Raw genomic sequence first — 15263 nt, 5'->3', positions numbered from 1 at the left:
TCAGTACTTCAGCAGGTTGGCGTCGTCGACGCTCGCGGAGCGCCGGGTCCGGAAGATCGACATGATGATCGCGAGCCCGACCACGACCTCGGCCGCGGCCACCACCATCACGAAGAACGCCATGATCTGGCCGTTGAGGTCACCGTTGATCCGGCTGAAGGTGACCAGCGTCAGGTTGGCCGCGTTGAGCATCAGCTCGACGCACATGAACAGCACGATCGCGTTGCGCCGCACGAGCACGCCGACGGCGCCGATGGTGAAGAGCACGGCGGCGAGGATCAGGTAGTAGTCCGGCGTCATTTGTCCGTCCCCTTCAGCGTGGTCTCCTCGGCGGTCAGCTCCCGCTGCGGAAGGATCGCCGGGGTGCTGCGGTCGGACAGCCGGCCGTCGGGCAGGCGGGCCGGGGTGGCCACCGAGGATGAGGTGGCGAAGACGCCGGGCCCGGGCTTCGGACCGGGGTAGTTGCCGGGGCGGAACCGGGACCGCATGGTGGCGATCTGGTCCATCTTGTCCTCCCGGCGCCGCTCGATGTGCGCCAGCACCATCGCGCCCACGGCCGCCGTGATCAGCAGCGCGGAGGTCAGCTCGAAGGCGAAGACGTACTTGGTGAAGAGCAGCCGGGCGATGCCCTGGACGTTCCCCTCGGCGTTGGCCTGCTCCAGGCCGACCGCGGTGACCCCGTCGAGCGCCCGGTAGAGGCCGGTGCCGACCAGGCCGGCGAAGCCGAGGCCGAGCAGCACCGCGGCGACCCGCTGGCCGCGCAGCGTCTCGATCAGCGAGTCGGAGGCGTCCCGGCCGACCAGCATCAGCACGAAGAGGAAGAGCATCATGATCGCGCCGGTGTAGACGATGATCTGCACCATGCCGATGAACGGACCCGCCTGGAGCACGTAGAACACGCCCAGGCAGAGCATGGTCAGCACCAGCCAGAGCGCCGAGTGCACGGCGTTGCGGGCCCAGACCATGCCGATCGCGCCGATCAGCGCGAGCGGGGCGAGGATCCAGAAGGTGACCTCCTCGCCGCCGGACACCTGGCCCGCCGCGGCGAGCACCGTCTGCGTGGTCATGCTCCCGCTCCCTTGCCTGCCGCGGACCCGTTGGCGGCGGCCCGCTGGGCGTGCTGCTCGGCGCCGGGGAAGGTCACCCCGGGGTGCTCCTCCACCTGGTACCGGCCCGGGCTGTTGGCCGCGTGCTCGGCACCGGCCGAGGTGCCCGGGTTCGTCAGCGCGCCGACGTAGTAGTCCTTCTCGCTGTCGCCCAGCCGCATCGGGTGCGGCGGCTGCTCCATGCCCTCGAGCAGCGGCGCGAGCAGCTGCTCCTTGGTGAAGATCAGATCCTGCCGGTTGTCCCGGGCCAGCTCGTACTCGTTGCTCATGGTGAGCGAACGGGTCGGGCAGGCCTCGATGCAGAGCCCGCAGAAGATGCACCGGGCGTAGTTGATCTGGTAGACGCTGGCGTACCGCTCACCCGGCGAGAAGCGCTGCTCGTCGGTGTTGTCGCCACCCTCGACGTAGATCGCGTCCGCCGGGCAGGCCCAGGCGCACAGCTCGCAGCCGATGCACTTCTCCAGGCCGTCCGGGTGCCGGTTGAGGATGTGCCGCCCGTGGTAGCGCGGCGCCGACACCGGCGGCTTGAACGGGTAGTCGGTGGTGACGACCTTCCTGAACATGTGCGAGAAGGTGACACCGAAGCCCTTGAACGTTCCGGTGATCGCGCCCACGTCACACCTCCCTGGAGTCCGAGCCGGCGATGTTGGCCGGCTCCCGCTCGGCGACCACGCGCTTGGTGCGCGGGCTCGGTGGTACCTGAAGGTCCATCGGGGGCAGCGGGAAGCTGCCGTGCGGCCGACTGTTGACCTGTTCCTGCACGGTCGGCTTCCGCTCCTGCCGGCGGCTCGGCCAGAAGAGCGTCACCAGCAGCAGCACGCCCGCGCCGATGGCGGTGGCGAGCAGCCGGTCCCGGGACTGCCAGTCCTCGATCGAGCGCAGCCCGGACAGGACCAGGATCCAGACCAGATTGATCGGGAGCAGGACCTTCCAGCCGAAGCGCATGAACTGGTCGTAGCGGAGCCGGGGCAGCGTGCCCCGGAGCCAGACGAAGACGAAGACCAGGATCAGCACCTTGCCGAAGAACCAGAGCATCGGCCACCAACCGGAGTTGGCCCCGGCCCAGAAGGTGGTGATCGGCGCGGGTGCCCGCCAGCCGCCGAGGAAGAGCGTCGTGGTGACCGCGGACATGGTCACCATCGAGACGTACTCGGAGAGCATGAAGAGCGCGAACTTCAGCGAGCTGTACTCGGTCATGAAGCCCGCGACCAGCTCGGACTCCGCCTCGGGCAGGTCGAACGGCGCCCGGTTGGTCTCACCGACGGTGGAGATGAAGAAGATGATGAAGCTGGGCAGCAGCAGGATCGCGTACCAGCCGGGGGCCGGGAGGTCGAGGCCGCCGATGCTGAGCTGGGTGCCGTTCGCCTGGGCGGCGACGATCCCGCTGGTCGACATCGTGCCGGCGGTCATGAACACCGCCACGATGCTCAGCCCCATCGCGACCTCGTACGAGATCATCTGGGCGCTGGAGCGCAGGCCGCCCAGCAGCGGGTACGTCGAGCCGGAGGCCCAGCCGCCGAGCACGATGCCGTAGATGCCCATCGAGGAGCAGGCCAGCAGCACCAGCACCGCCACCGGCACGTCGGTGACCTGCAACGGCGTCCAGTGGCCGAAGATGCTCACCATCGGGCCGAACGGCACCACCGACAGCGCGGTGACCGCGCAGATCACCGAGATGGTCGGCGCGAAGAAGTAGACGACCTTGTCCGCGGCCCGCGGGAGGATGTCCTCCTTGAAGGCCATCTTCAGGCCGTCGGCGAGCGTCTGCAGCAGGCCGAACGGGCCGACCTGGTTGGGGCCGGGCCGGACCTGCATGTAGCCGACGACCCGCCGCTCGAACCAGACGCCGAGCAGCGTGGCCAGCAGGCCGAAGGCGAAGGCGAAGACGATCTTGCCAAGGACCAGCCACCACGGGTCCTTGCCGAAGTCGGCCAGCGTCGGGTCCTGCGCGAGGTAGAGCGCGCTCACTGGTTACCCCCAGCGTTGAGGAGCGGACCCGGACGGTCGGTCTCGTCCGCCGCGACCCGCCCGGCCGGGATGGCCGTGCCGGTGGCGGGAACGGAGATCCGTACGACCGCGCCGGACGTCGCCCCGAGGCTGCGCCGGACGGTCGAACCGGGTGAGTTGGTCGGCAGCCAGACGACGCCGTCCGGCATCTCGGTGATCTCCGCCGGCAGGGTCAGCGCCCCCCGGTCGGTGCCCACCGTCACCGGGTCGCCGTCGGCGACGCCGAGCGTCTCGGCGGTGCCCTTGCCCAGCCGGACCACCGGCGGGCGGGCGGTGCCGGCGAGGTGCTCGTCGCCGTCGGTCAGGCTGCCCAGGTCGATCAGCTGGTGCCAGGTGGCCAGCACGGCCTCGCCGGCGCCGGGCTGCGGCACCGTGGCCGGCGCGACGGACGGCGCGGCCGGACGCTCGACCCGGGTCGGCGGCAGGCCACCCAGCTCGCGGCGGACGCTCGGCACGTCACCGGTGCCCAGCCGGACGTCGAGCTGCGCGGCGAGGGCGTCCAGCACCCGGCCGTCGGTCATCGCGGCGGTGTTCAGCACCGCCTCGAAGGTGCGCAGCCGGCCCTCCCAGTCCAGGAAGCTGCCGGCCTTCTCGACCACCGGGGCGACCGGGAAGACCACGTCCGCCCGGCGAGCCACCGCCGAGTTGCGCAGCTCCAGGCTGACCAGGAACGGCACCGCGTCCAGGGCCTGCTCGGCCAGGCGCGGGTCGGCCAGGTCGGCCGGGTCCACCCCGGCCACCACCAGGGCGCCGAGCTGGCCGTTGGCGGCCGCCGCGACGATCTGGTCGGTGTCCCGCCCGGCCTGGCTGGGGATCACCCCGGCCGGGATGTCCCAGGTCTCGCCGAGCTCGGCGCGGGCGGCCGGCTCGGTGACCGGACGCCCACCGGGCAGCAGGTTGGGCAGGCAGCCCGCGTCGACCGCGCCGCGGTCACCCGCGCGCCGCGGCACCCAGGCCAGCTTCGCCCCGGTACGCCGGGCCACGTCCGCCGCGGCGGAGAGCGCGCCCGGCACGGTGGCCAGCCGCTCGCCGACGAAGAGGATGGCGCCCTCGGCGCTGAGCGCCTCGGCCACCGTGTCGTGCTCGGCGAGCACGCTCGCCTCCTCGCCCGGCACCACCCGGGCCAGCTTGGCCCCGAGCTTCTCCAGGCCACGGGTGGCGAACGGGGCGATCGCGTAGACCGTCAGCTTCTTCTTCAGGTACGCCTTGCGCAGCCGCAGGAAGAGGATCGGGCACTCCTCCTCCGGCTCCAGGCCGACCAGCACCACCGCGGGCGCCTTCTCCACGTCGGCGTAGGTCACCTCGGTGGCCCCGGCGACGGTGCTGGCCAGGAAGTCGGCCTCCTCGCGGGAGACCGGCCGGGCCCGGAAGTCGATGTCGTTGGTGTGCAGCGCGACCCGGGCGAACTTCGCGTACGCGTAGGCGTCCTCGACGGTCAGCCGGCCACCGGTCAGCACCGCGGTGCCCCGGCCGGAGTCCCGGGCGTCGCGCAGCCCCTCGGCGGCCCGGGTCAGCGCCTCGCTCCAGGACGCCTCGCGCAGCTCACCGGTGCGCTCGTCGCGGACCAGCGGGGTGCTGAGCCGGTCGAAGGCGCGGGTGTACTGGAAGCCCCACCGGCCCTTGTCGCAGTTCCACTCCTCGTTCACCGCCGGGTCGTCGCCGGCCAGCCGGCGCAGCACCTTGCCCCGCCGCCAGTCGGTGCGCTGGGCGCAACCGGCCGAGCAGTGCTCGCAGACGCTCGGGCTGGAGACCAGGTCGAACGGGCGGGCCCGGAATCGGTACTGCGCGCCGGTCAGCGCGCCCACCGGGCAGATCTGCACGGTGTTGCCGGAGAAGTAGGAGTTGAACGGCACGTCGCCGCTGTCGTCCCCGGACTCCGCGCCGTACGCGTCGTCCCGGTAGATGTTGATCTCCTCGGCGGACGACCGGCCCATCAGGTCGATGAACTTGTCGCCGGCGATCTCCTCGGAGAACCGGGTGCAGCGCTGGCAGAGCACGCAGCGCTCGCGGTCGAGCAGCACCTGGGTGCTGATCGGCATCGGCTTCTCGTACTCCCGCTTGTGCTCGTGGAACCGGGAGTCGGTGCGGCCGGTGGACATGGCCTGGTTCTGCAGCGGGCACTCGCCGCCCTTGTCGCACATCGGGCAGTCGAGGGGGTGGTTGAGCAGCAGCAGCTCCATGACCCCCTCCTGCGCCTTCTTGGCGACCGGTGAGGTGAGCTGGGTGCGTACCACCATGCCGTCGGCGACGGTCTGGGTGCAGGAGGCGACCGGCTTGCGCTGCCCCTCCACCTCGACCAGGCACTGCCGGCAGGCGCCGGCCGGGGCCAGCAGCGGGTGGTCGCAGAAGCGCGGGATCTCGGTGCCCAACTGCTCGGCGACCCGGATCAGCAGCGCCCCCTTGGGGGCGGTGACCTCGACGCCGTCGATGGTGAGCGTGACGGTGTCGGGGGCCTTTACGACGTCAGTCATCAGTGCGCTCCCACCAACTGCTTGTCCGACAGCTTCGGCGCGGTACGTCCCTCGATGTAGTCGAGGTAGTCCTGCTTGAAGTACTTCAGCGACGAGGTCACCGAGCTGGTCGCACCGTCACCCAGGCCGCAGAACGAACGGCCCAGGATGTTGTCGCAGGTGTCGAGCAGGGTGTCCAGGTCCTCGTGGGTGCCCTGACCGGCGAGGATCCGCCGGTAGACCCGGACCATCCAGTAGTTGCCCTCGCGGCACGGGGTGCACTTGCCGCACGACTCGTGGTGGTAGAACTCCAGCCACCGGTAGGTCGCGTAGACCGGGCAGTCCTGGTCGGAGAAGATCTGGGTGGCCGTGGTGCCCAGGATCGAGCCGGCCGCCGCCACCCCCTCGAAGTCCAGCGGCAGGTCCAGGTGCTCGGCGGTCAGCAGCGGCGTCGACGAGCCGCCCGGCGTCCAGAACCGCAGGTTGTGCCCGGGCTGCATGCCGCCGGCCAGCTCGATCAGCTCCCGCAGGGTGATCCCCATCGAGCACTCGAACTGGCCCGGGTTGGCGATCCGGCCGGAGAGCGAGTAGATCATCGGGCCGGAGGACTTCTCCGTGCCCATGGTCTTCCACCAGTCCGCGCCGCCCAACACGATGTACGGCACGCTGGCGATGGTGCCGACGTTGTTGACCACGGTCGGGCTGGCGTACAGGCCGTGGGTCGCCGGGAACGGCGGGCGCAGCCGGGGCTGGCCCCGGAAGCCCTCCAGCGAGTCCAGCAGCGCGGTCTCCTCACCGCAGATGTACGCCCCGGCGCCGGAGTGCACCACCAGGTCGAGGTCGAAGCCGCTGCCCTGGATGTCGCGCCCGAGGTAGCCCTTGGCGTACGCCTCCTGCACGGCGTTGCGCAGCCGGCGCGCGGCGTGCACCGCCTCGCCCCGGATGTAGATGTAGGCCCGGTTGGCCCGGATCGCGTACGACGCGATGATCACGCCTTCGACCAGCGAGTGCGGGTCGTGCGTCATCAGCGGCAGGTCCTTGCAGGTGCCCGGCTCGCCCTCGTCGGCGTTGACCACCAGGTAGTGCGGCTTGCCGTCGCCCTGCGGGATGAACCCCCACTTGAGACCGGTGGGGAAGCCGGCGCCGCCACGGCCGCGCAGGCCGGAGTCCTTGATCAGCTGGATCAGGTCGTCCGGGTGCGCCCTGAGCGCCTTGCGCAGCGCAGCGTAGCCGTCGAGCTTCTCGTAGGTGCCGAGCTGCCAGGCGTCCGGCGACAGCCAGCGCTTGGTGAGCACCGGCGTGAGCTTGGCCAGCGTCTCCGGCCGAGGCGTGGTCACTTCTGGCCCCCTGTTTCGCTCGCGACGGCGGGGCTGGCGTTGGCTCCCGCCTCCGCTTCCTTGAGGTTGCGCTGCTGCGCACCGGCCTCGTCGCCGGCGGGCTTGCCGTCGCCGGCCGGCGGGTTGGTCGCCACGCCGGCGGCCTCCGCCTTCTGCGCGTCGCGCGGCGCCGGCGCGGTGTTGTCCGTCGGGACCTTGGTGCCCGGGGCGTCCGGCACGGCGGTCTGCGCGTCGGGCTGCCGGGTCTCGGCGGTACGCACCTGCGGCGACTTGTCGTCCGGCGCCTTCACGTCCGGGGCGGTGCTGCCGCTGGCCGCGGCGGCGGGAGCCGGCTCGCCGACGCCGGCGTTGCCGGGCGTACCCGGCTTGGCGCCGTTGCCGCTCGCGGGCGCGGCGGCGGGCTCGGCCTTGGCGGCTTCCGCGGCCTTCGCCTGCGCGGCGGCCTTGTCGGCCTCGGCCTTGCTCCGGATCGGAGTGTTCGGGTCGAAGCCGGGCACCGAGATCCCGTGCTGCTCGGCCAGGCGCAGGCCGCGCAGGGTCGGCTCGCCCGGCCCGCCGTCGGCGACCGCGCCCTCGCGCTCGTCGGCGAAACCGGCGAGCTGCACCGCCATCTCCTTGAGCGTGCAGAGCCGGGCGCCCCGGGTCGGCATCGGCCGGCCACCGGCGCGCAGCTCCTCGACCACCCCGAGCGCGCCCTGCGGGTCGACGCCGTCGAAGAAGTCGTAGTTGACGGTCATCACCGGGCCGTAGTCGCAGGCCGCGAGGCACTCGGCGTGCTCCAGGGTGATCTTGCCGTCGGCGGTGGTCTCGTCGTGCCCGACGCCCAGGTGCTCGGCGAGGGTGTCGTAGACCTCCTGGCCGCCGAGCACGTTGCACATGGTGTTGGTGCAGACGCTGACCAGGAAGTCGCCGGTCGGCTTGCGCTTGTACATGGTGTAGAAGGTCGCCACGGCGCCGACCTGGGCCTTGTTCAGCCCGAGCACCTCGGCGCAGAACTCGACGCCGGCCGGGGAGACGTAGCCCTCCTCGGACTGCACCAGGTGCAGCAGCGGCAGCAGCGCCGACCGGGACCGGTCGGCCGGGTACCGGGCGATGATCTCGCGCGCCCGCTCCCGGGTCTGCTCAGTGAAAGTCGTCATCGGTCACATCCACCCATCACGGGGTCCAGCGAGGCGCCACCGGCGATCACGTCGGCGATCAGGCCGCCCTCGGCCATCGCCGGGAGGGCCTGCAGGTTGACGAAGCTCGGCTCCCGGTAGTGCACCCGGTAGGGCCGGGTGCCACCGTCGGAGACCGCGTGCACGCCCAGCTCGCCGCGGGGCGACTCGATGCCGACGTACACCTGGCCCGGAGGAACCCGGAAGCCCTCGGTGACCAGCTTGAAGTGGTGGATCAGCGACTCCATCGACTGACCCATGATCTTGGCGACGTGCTCCAGCGAGTTGCCCATGCCGTCCACGCCGATGGCCAGCTGCGCCGGCCAGGCGATCTTGCGGTCGGCGACCATCACCGGGCCCGGCTTCAACCGGTCCAGCGCCTGCTCGACCAGCTTCAGCGACTCGCGGATCTCGGCGAGCCGGACCTGGTAGCGGCCCCAGACGTCGCCGTCGGGGTGGGTCGGGACGTCGAACTCGTACGTCTCGTACCCGCAGTACGGCATGGTCTTGCGCAGGTCCCAGGCCAGGCCGGCGGAGCGGAGCACCGGGCCGGTCACGCCGAGCGCGACGCAGCCGGTCACGTCCAGCACCGCGACGTTCTTCGTCCGCTCGACCCAGATCGGCTGGCCGGAGAGGAGGTCCTCGTACTCCTTGAGCTTCTTCGGCATCATCTTGAGGAAGTCGCGGATCTTGACGATCGCGGCGTCCGGCACGTCCTGCGCCACCCCGCCCGGCCGGACGTACGCGTGGTTCATCCGCAGGCCGGTGATGGTCTCGAAGATGTCGAGGATGTACTCCCGCTCGCGGAAGCCGTACAGCATGATCGAGATCGCGCCCAGCTCCATGCCGGTGGTCGCCAGCCAGACCAGGTGCGAGGAGATCCGGTTGAGCTCCATCATCAGGACCCGGATGGTGGTGGCCCGCTCGGTCACCTCGTCGGTGATGCCGAGCAGCTTCTCCACCGCCAGCGCGTACGCCGTCTCGTTGAACAGCGGGGCGAGGTAGTCCATCCGGGTCACGAAGGTCGAGCCCTGGACCCAGTTGCGGTATTCGAGGTTCTTCTCGATGCCGGTGTGCAGGTAGCCGACGACCGAGCGGGCCTCGCGGACCGTCTCGCCCTCCAGCTCCAGGATCAGCCGGAGCACGCCGTGCGTCGACGGGTGCTGCGGACCCATGTTGACGACGATCCGCTCGTCGTTGATCGGGTCGGTGCCGGCGACGACCTGGTCCCAGTCCCCACCGGTGACGGTGAAGACCCTGCCCTCGGTGGTCTCGCGCTCGGTCGCGTAGTTGGACGTGGTCACTGGTAGGACCTCCTACGGTCCGGCGGTGGAATTTCCGCGCCCTTGTACTCGACGGGCACGCCGCCGAGCGGGTAGTCCTTGCGCTGCGGGTGCCCCTCCCAGTCGTCCGGCATCAGGATCCGGGTGAGGTTGGGGTGGCAGTCGAAGACGATGCCGAACATGTCGTACGCCTCCCGCTCCTGCCAGTCGGCGGTCGGGTAGACGGCGGTGACGCTCGGCAGGTGCGGCTGCTCGGCGGAGACCGCGGCCTCCAGCCGGACCCGACGCCGGTAGGTCATCGAGGTGAGCTGGTAGACGACGTGCAGCCGCCGGTCGTCGGCGCCGAGGTAGTCCACACCGGAGACCGAGGAGCAGAGCTCGAAGCGCAGCGCCAGGTCGTCCCGCATCACCTGGCAGACCTCGGCGATCCGCTCCGGGCGGACGTGCAGGGTCAGCTCGCCGCGGTCGACGACGACCTTCTCGATCGCGTCGCCGAAGGCGGGGTACGCCTCCTCCAGCGCGTCGCGGACCTCGTCGAAGTACCCGCCGTACGGCCGGGGGGTCTCCTCGATCGGCCGGCGCTGGCGGACCAGGCCGCCGTAGCCGGAGACGTCACCGCTGCCCTGGTTGCCGAACATGCCTCGGCCGGCCGGGCTGGACGGCGGGTGCTCGGCAGGGGCGCCGCTGCTGGCCCCCGCCGGGGTGACCGGTACCGGCACCCCGCCGTCGTTGGTCCTGTCGTTCGGTGCGGTCACTTCGGGCCCCCGTGCGCGTGGAGGTGGTTCTGGGCGTTCATCCAGTTCTCGATCCGCAGCTGCTCCTCGCGCCCCTCGCGGACGGCCTTCGTCCACTCGGCACGCCGGGCCTTGTCGTTGCGGTACGAGGACGGCATCGAGCCGTACGGCACGACCGGGACGTCGCCGCGCTCCTGGCGGGCCTGGAGCATCTTGCGGCCGTTCGCGCCCAGCGGCTCGTACATGATCTTCTCGCGGAGCTTGAGGATCGCGTCGATGAGCATCTCGGGCCGAGGCGGGCAGCCGGGGAGGTACATGTCCACCGGCACCACGTGGTCGACGCCCTGGACGATCGCGTAGTTGTTGAACATGCCGCCGCTGCTGGCGCAGACGCCCATGGAGAGCACCCAGCGGGGCTCCGCCATCTGGTCGTAGATCTGGCGCAGGACCGGAGCCATCTTCTGGCTCACCCGGCCGGCCACGATCATCAGGTCGGCCTGACGCGGCGAGGCCCGGAAGACCTCCATGCCCCAGCGGCCCATGTCGTAGTGCGGGCCACCGGCGGCCATCATCTCGATGGCGCAGCAGGCCAGGCCGAAGGTGGCGCCCCAGACGGACGACTTCCGCGACCAGTTGACCAGCTTCTCCACGGAGGTGAGCAGGACGCCGGCGGGGAGCTTCTCCTCGATGCCCATCTGACGTACCTCCCTCAGTCCCAGTCCAGGCCGCCGCGCCGCCACACGTAGGCGTATGCGACGAAGACCGCGACGATGAACATGACCATCTCCACGAAGCCGAAGATCGGCAGGGCGTCGAACGAGACCGCCCAGGGGTAGAGGAAGATGATCTCGATGTCGAAGACGATGAAGAGCATCGCCGTCAGGTAGAACTTGATCGGGAACCGACCGCCGCCGACCGGCTGCGGGCTCGGCTCGATGCCGCACTCGTACGCCTCGAGCTTGGCCTTGTTGAAGCGCCGGGGACCGGCGAAGCGGGCGGCGGCCACGGAGAACAGCGAGAACCCCGCGGCGAGGGCGAACAGCCCGATGATCGGTGCGTAAGGCGAGAGCGACATCTTTTCTCCTGCTCGTCCTTCCCCTGCCCCTGGTGCTTGACGAAAATCACACTATTCACGTCCCTCGCCGGGTCCTCCGGCGGGGGTCGATCTCTGTCCCCGCCCGGGCCGACACCGGCCCGGACGTGGTCGTTCAGACTGCTGGCGCCGCCTTCGTCATCGCGTTGATGACCCGGTCCATCGCGTCCCCGCCACGGGGGTCGGTCAGGTTGGCCAGCAGCTTCAGCACGAAGCGCATCAGCGTCGGGTGCGGCATGCCGTGTTTGGTGGCCATGCGCATGATCTCCGGACGGCCGATCAGCTTCACGAAGATCCCGCCGAGCCGGTAGTAGCCGCCGAACCGCGCCTTCAGCTCCGTCGGGTACGCCGCCAGCGCGCGCTCCCGCTCCGGGCCGGCGGGCCGGGCCAGCGCCTGCACCATCACCTCGGCGGCCAGTTCGCCGGACTCCATCGCGTACGCGATGCCCTCGCCGTTGAACGGGTTGACCATGCCGCCGGAGTCGCCGACCAGCAGCACGCCCCGGGTGTAGTGCGGAACCCGGTTGAAGCCCATCGGCAGCGCCGCGCCGAGGATCGGGCCCTCGGCGTTCGTCTCGTCGGTCATCCCCCAGTCCTCGGGGGTGTTGGCCAGCCAGTCGGTGAGCAGCCGGCGGTAGTTGGTCTTGCCGAAGGCCGAGGAGGAGTTGAGCACGCCCAGGCCGACGTTGACCCGGCCGTCGCCGAGGCCGAAGATCCAGCCGTAGCCGGGCAGCAGGTTGTCGCCGCTGTCCTTGCTGCGCAGCTCCAGCCAGGACTCCAGGTAGTTGTCGTCGTGCTTGGCCGGCGAGCGGTAGTAGCGCCGGACGGCCACGCCGATCGGCCGGTCCTCGCGCTTGGCCAGCCCGAGGGCGAGCGGGAAGCGGCCGGAGACGCCGTCGGCGGCGACCACCAGCGGCGCGTGGAAGGTGGCCGGCTCCTTCTCCGGGCCGACCTCGGCCTGCACGCCGATCACCCGGTCGTCGGCGCCGAGCACCGGACCGACCACGTTCACGCTGGTGCGCAGCTTGGCGCCGGCGGCGACCGCGCGCTGGGCGAGCAGGTCGTCGAAGTCCAGCCGGGTGCGGACCAGCCCGTAGTTGGGGAAGCTGGCCAGGTCGGGCCAGTCCAGTTCGAGGCGTACCCCGCCGCCGATCACCCGCAGGCCCTTGTTGTGCAGCCAACCCGCCTCGGGTGAGGTGTCCACACCCATCCGGACGAGCTGCCGTACGGCGCGCGGGGTGAGCCCGTCGCCGCAGACCTTCTCCCGAGGGAACTCGGTCTTCTCCAGCAGCAGCACACGCACGCCGTGCCGCGCCAGGTGGTACGCGGTCGCCGATCCTCCGGGACCGGCGCCCACGACGATCACGTCGGCGTCGTTCTCCACCGCGGTCATCTGCGCCTCCTCCCGCATGCTCGTGAAATGCTTCACAAGCCGATCGGGTTGGAGTCTATGACCGGCGTTACACCACCGCCGGATGAGGGGTACCTAACTCGCCGGAAATCCGCCGTTCGGCGTCCATGCCGAGGTCAGGGGCGGGCCGGCGCGGCGGTGTCCAGGCCGGCGTCGACCCGGATCGTCTCGGGCAGGTGCTCGCGCAGCGCCCCGCCGGCGGCGCGGTCCAGCGCGGCGAGCACCTCGGCGACGACCTGACGGACGTCCGCGGGATCCGCGCCGGCCAGCTCCTTGAGCTGGGCGATGAGTTCGGCGGCGTCGTCGTCGGTGGCCTCACCCACCTGCTCTGGTCCCGTCATGGGGGCGAGCCTACGGGGCAAAGTAGACCAAAGACGGATATTCACGAAAGAAAGCGGTCTGACCGGATCGCCCCGGCCCGGCGCCGTCAGTCGCGAATCGCCCGGTGCAGCGCCACCACGCCGCCGGTCAGGTTGCGCCAGGCCACCCGCCCCCAGCCGGCCGCGCCGACCCGGGCGGCCAGCGCCGCCTGGTCCGGCCAGGCCCGGATCGACTCCGCCAGGTAGACGTACGCGTCGGGATTGCTGGACACCGCGCGCGCCACCGCCGGCAGCGACCGCATCAGGTACGACAGGTAGACCGTGCGGAAGGCGGGGTTGACCGGGGTGCTGAACTCGCAGACCACCAGGCGGCCACCCGGCTTCGTCACCCGGGCCAGCTCGCGCAGCGCCGCGTCGGTGTCGTTGACGTTGCGCAGCGCGAAGGAGATGGTCACCGCGTCGAAGCTGGCGTCGGTGAAGGGCAGCTTCAGCGCGTCGCCGGCCAGCAGCGGCACCTGCGGTCGGGTCCGCTTGCCGGCGTGCAGCATCCCCAGCGACAGGTCGGCGCCGATCGCGTACGCCCCGGACTGGGCCAGCTCCTCGGTCGAGACCCCGGTGCCCGCGCCCACGTCCAGCACCCGCTCCCCCGGCCGCAGGTCGAGCGCGGCCCGGGTGGCCCGCCGCCAGGACCGGTCCTGCCCGAAGGAGAGGACGGTGTTGGTCAGGTCGTAGCGGGCCGCCACGCCGTCGAACATCGCGGCGACCTCGTGCGGCTGCTTGTCCAGGCTGGCGCGCTGGCCCTGCGGGGTACGGCTCACCCCTCCACTCTGCCAGCCCGGCTCCGCCCGGCGGCCGCTGGGTCGGCCGGCCGGCGGGTACGCGAAAGGGCGGGATGGTCGCCCATCCCGCCCTCGCGTCGTCTCCTCGGATCAGTCCTCGGACTTCTCGTCGCCCGGGGTCACCAGCACCACCTTGCGCCGGCGGGAGAGCACCAGCAGTGCCCCGCCCGCGAGCAGCACGGCGCCGCCGATGCCACCGATCAGGCCGACCTGCACGCCGGTCACCGGCAGGCCGCCGTCACCGCCACCGTTGCCGCCGCCCGAGGTCGGGGTCGCGGTCGGCTGGCCGCTCGGCGTGGCGGTGGGCTGGCCGGTCGGGCTCGGGCTCGGCGACGGCCCGGTGCTCAGGTCGACGAAGACGTCGAACTGGGCGGTGTTGTCCAGGTCGTCGGTGTCGGTGAACGCCCGGCGCTGGCCGAGGCTGGCGACCTGCGGCTCCTCCTCGGGCTGCCCCTGGGCGGCGTCGAGACCGGCGGCGAAGACGAAGCCCGGCCGGAGCACCTTCTCGGTGACGTCCGCGCCGACCTTCACCCGTACGTCGGAGGTGTAGAACTGGCCCGGCCGCAGCACCGCGCCGGCGTCCTCGCAGTACGCCTGGGCGAGCCCGCCCAGCTCCTGCTCGACACAGCCCTCGGGCACCTCGGCGAAGGTGACCCCGGCCGGCAGCGTGATGCCGTACGCGACGCCGGTCGCCTTCCGGCTGCCGTCGTTGTAGATCGCCCAGTCCAGCGGGGCGGTGTCGCCGGGCTTGACCGGCTTGAGGCCGGACTCGCCGGCCTCGTCGCCGTCGACCGTCACGTCGGCGTACACGTCCTGCACCCAGGTGGTGAGGTCGTAGCCGGGTCGGGCGACGGTGATGTCGTGCTCGACGGTGTTGTTCTCCAGGTCGGGGTCGGCGGTGGCCGCGCTGATGGTGACCGTCAGCGTGCCGGCGTCACCGCGGCCGCCCGTGGAGAAGAGCGGGATGCCGAAGTCCTCAGTGGTGCCGGCGGTCAGGTCGCCGAGCAGGCAGGTGAAGCGGGTGTCCTCGACCTCGCAGCCGTCCGGGACGACCACGCCGACCTTGCCGGCCTTGAGGCCCTTGGTCTCGACGGTGACCGCGACGTCCTTGGCGTCGACGGCGCCGCGCGTGTTGTCGACCTGGAACTTGAACGGCTTGGCCTTGGCCTCCTTGACGCCCTTGGCCAACTCCTTGCTGATCGGGATCAGCTCGAGGTCCGCCTGGTCGGCGGCGTGCGCCGGGGCGGCGACGGTGGCGAGACCACCGGCGGCGAGCAGGGCGACGGCACCGGCGCGCGCCAGGGCCGAGCGGTGGAACAGTGTCATCGATCCCCCGGGGTTAGGGACAGTGGAATGGGTTGCGGACCGAGCGGACCGTATCGGAGATCGATGGGCGTACGCCAGCGCCGCCGCGCGATTCGCGGCCATCGGTGCCCGTCCGGACCAGACAGTGGGGGCGGGATGGTCGCCCATCCCGCCCCCACTGCCGTGCGTTATATGTGAACGGCCCTCATGGGCCGATGGAG

At 71.3% G+C, this 15263-nt stretch carries 15 protein-coding genes; all 15 read right to left on the bottom strand.

What is annotated here, in order from left to right; all coding sequences use genetic code 11:
- Positions 1–300, bottom strand: coding sequence for an NADH-quinone oxidoreductase subunit NuoK (nuoK, locus tag ACTWM8_RS02165; protein ID WP_088959269.1), 300 nt, complete (start codon positions 298–300; stop codon positions 1–3).
- Entirely contained in the window at positions 297–1067 is a 771-nt protein-coding gene (locus ACTWM8_RS02160) for an NADH-quinone oxidoreductase subunit J (RefSeq protein WP_446212319.1), read from the bottom strand. The genes nuoK and ACTWM8_RS02160 overlap by 4 nt, the downstream gene beginning before the upstream one ends.
- The gene (gene nuoI / locus ACTWM8_RS02155) at positions 1064–1720 is read right to left on the bottom strand and encodes an NADH-quinone oxidoreductase subunit NuoI (RefSeq protein ID WP_446212318.1); all 657 of its coding nucleotides are present in this window, start codon (positions 1718–1720) and stop codon (positions 1064–1066) included. Before nuoI ends, ACTWM8_RS02160 begins: the two co-directional genes overlap by 4 nt.
- A gap of 1 nt (position 1721) precedes the next feature.
- A complete protein-coding gene (gene nuoH / locus ACTWM8_RS02150) occupies positions 1722–3074 on the bottom strand; it encodes an NADH-quinone oxidoreductase subunit NuoH (RefSeq protein WP_446212317.1) in 1353 nt (450 codons plus the stop codon).
- The gene (locus ACTWM8_RS02145) at positions 3071–5584 is read right to left on the bottom strand and encodes an NADH-quinone oxidoreductase subunit G (protein ID WP_446212316.1); all 2514 of its coding nucleotides are present in this window, start codon (positions 5582–5584) and stop codon (positions 3071–3073) included. Before ACTWM8_RS02145 ends, nuoH begins: the two co-directional genes overlap by 4 nt.
- Positions 5584–6900, bottom strand: a complete 1317-nt coding sequence (gene nuoF, locus ACTWM8_RS02140; protein ID WP_446212315.1) for an NADH-quinone oxidoreductase subunit NuoF — start codon at positions 6898–6900, stop codon at positions 5584–5586. The genes ACTWM8_RS02145 and nuoF overlap by 1 nt, the downstream gene beginning before the upstream one ends.
- Positions 6897–8039, bottom strand: a complete 1143-nt coding sequence (gene nuoE / locus ACTWM8_RS02135) for an NADH-quinone oxidoreductase subunit NuoE (RefSeq protein ID WP_446212314.1) — start codon at positions 8037–8039, stop codon at positions 6897–6899. The genes nuoF and nuoE overlap by 4 nt, the downstream gene beginning before the upstream one ends.
- Entirely contained in the window at positions 8036–9361 is a 1326-nt protein-coding gene (locus ACTWM8_RS02130; RefSeq protein ID WP_446212313.1) for an NADH-quinone oxidoreductase subunit D, read from the bottom strand. Before ACTWM8_RS02130 ends, nuoE begins: the two co-directional genes overlap by 4 nt.
- Positions 9358–10095, bottom strand: coding sequence for an NADH-quinone oxidoreductase subunit C (locus ACTWM8_RS02125; RefSeq protein WP_446212312.1), 738 nt, complete (start codon positions 10093–10095; stop codon positions 9358–9360). The genes ACTWM8_RS02130 and ACTWM8_RS02125 overlap by 4 nt, the downstream gene beginning before the upstream one ends.
- Positions 10092–10769, bottom strand: coding sequence for a NuoB/complex I 20 kDa subunit family protein (locus ACTWM8_RS02120; protein WP_088959278.1), 678 nt, complete (start codon positions 10767–10769; stop codon positions 10092–10094). The genes ACTWM8_RS02125 and ACTWM8_RS02120 overlap by 4 nt, the downstream gene beginning before the upstream one ends.
- 14 nt (positions 10770–10783) lie before the next feature.
- Positions 10784–11149 carry an NADH-quinone oxidoreductase subunit A gene (locus ACTWM8_RS02115; protein WP_088959279.1) on the bottom strand — a complete coding sequence of 122 codons (366 nt, stop codon included), beginning with the start codon at positions 11147–11149 and terminating at the stop codon, positions 10784–10786.
- Between the two features lie 133 nt (positions 11150–11282).
- A complete protein-coding gene (locus tag ACTWM8_RS02110; RefSeq protein WP_280840671.1) occupies positions 11283–12560 on the bottom strand; it encodes a geranylgeranyl reductase family protein in 1278 nt (425 codons plus the stop codon).
- 134 nt (positions 12561–12694) lie between these two features.
- Positions 12695–12919, bottom strand: coding sequence for a hypothetical protein (locus ACTWM8_RS02105; protein ID WP_238447722.1), 225 nt, complete (start codon positions 12917–12919; stop codon positions 12695–12697).
- Between the two features lie 86 nt (positions 12920–13005).
- Positions 13006–13653: a demethylmenaquinone methyltransferase gene (locus ACTWM8_RS02100; RefSeq protein WP_446214440.1), complete on the bottom strand. Its 648-nt coding sequence runs from the start codon at positions 13651–13653 to the stop codon at positions 13006–13008.
- A gap of 174 nt (positions 13654–13827) precedes the next feature.
- Positions 13828–15063 (bottom strand): LPXTG cell wall anchor domain-containing protein, encoded by a 1236-nt coding sequence (locus ACTWM8_RS02095; RefSeq protein WP_446212311.1) that lies wholly within the window; start codon positions 15061–15063, stop codon positions 13828–13830.
- Positions 15064–15263: the final 200 nt, after the last annotated feature.

Source organism: Micromonospora sp. IBSANI012, assembly GCF_052814045.1.
Note: the sequence above shows the minus strand (reverse complement) of the source record. Positions and strands in the feature narration are given on the sequence as shown.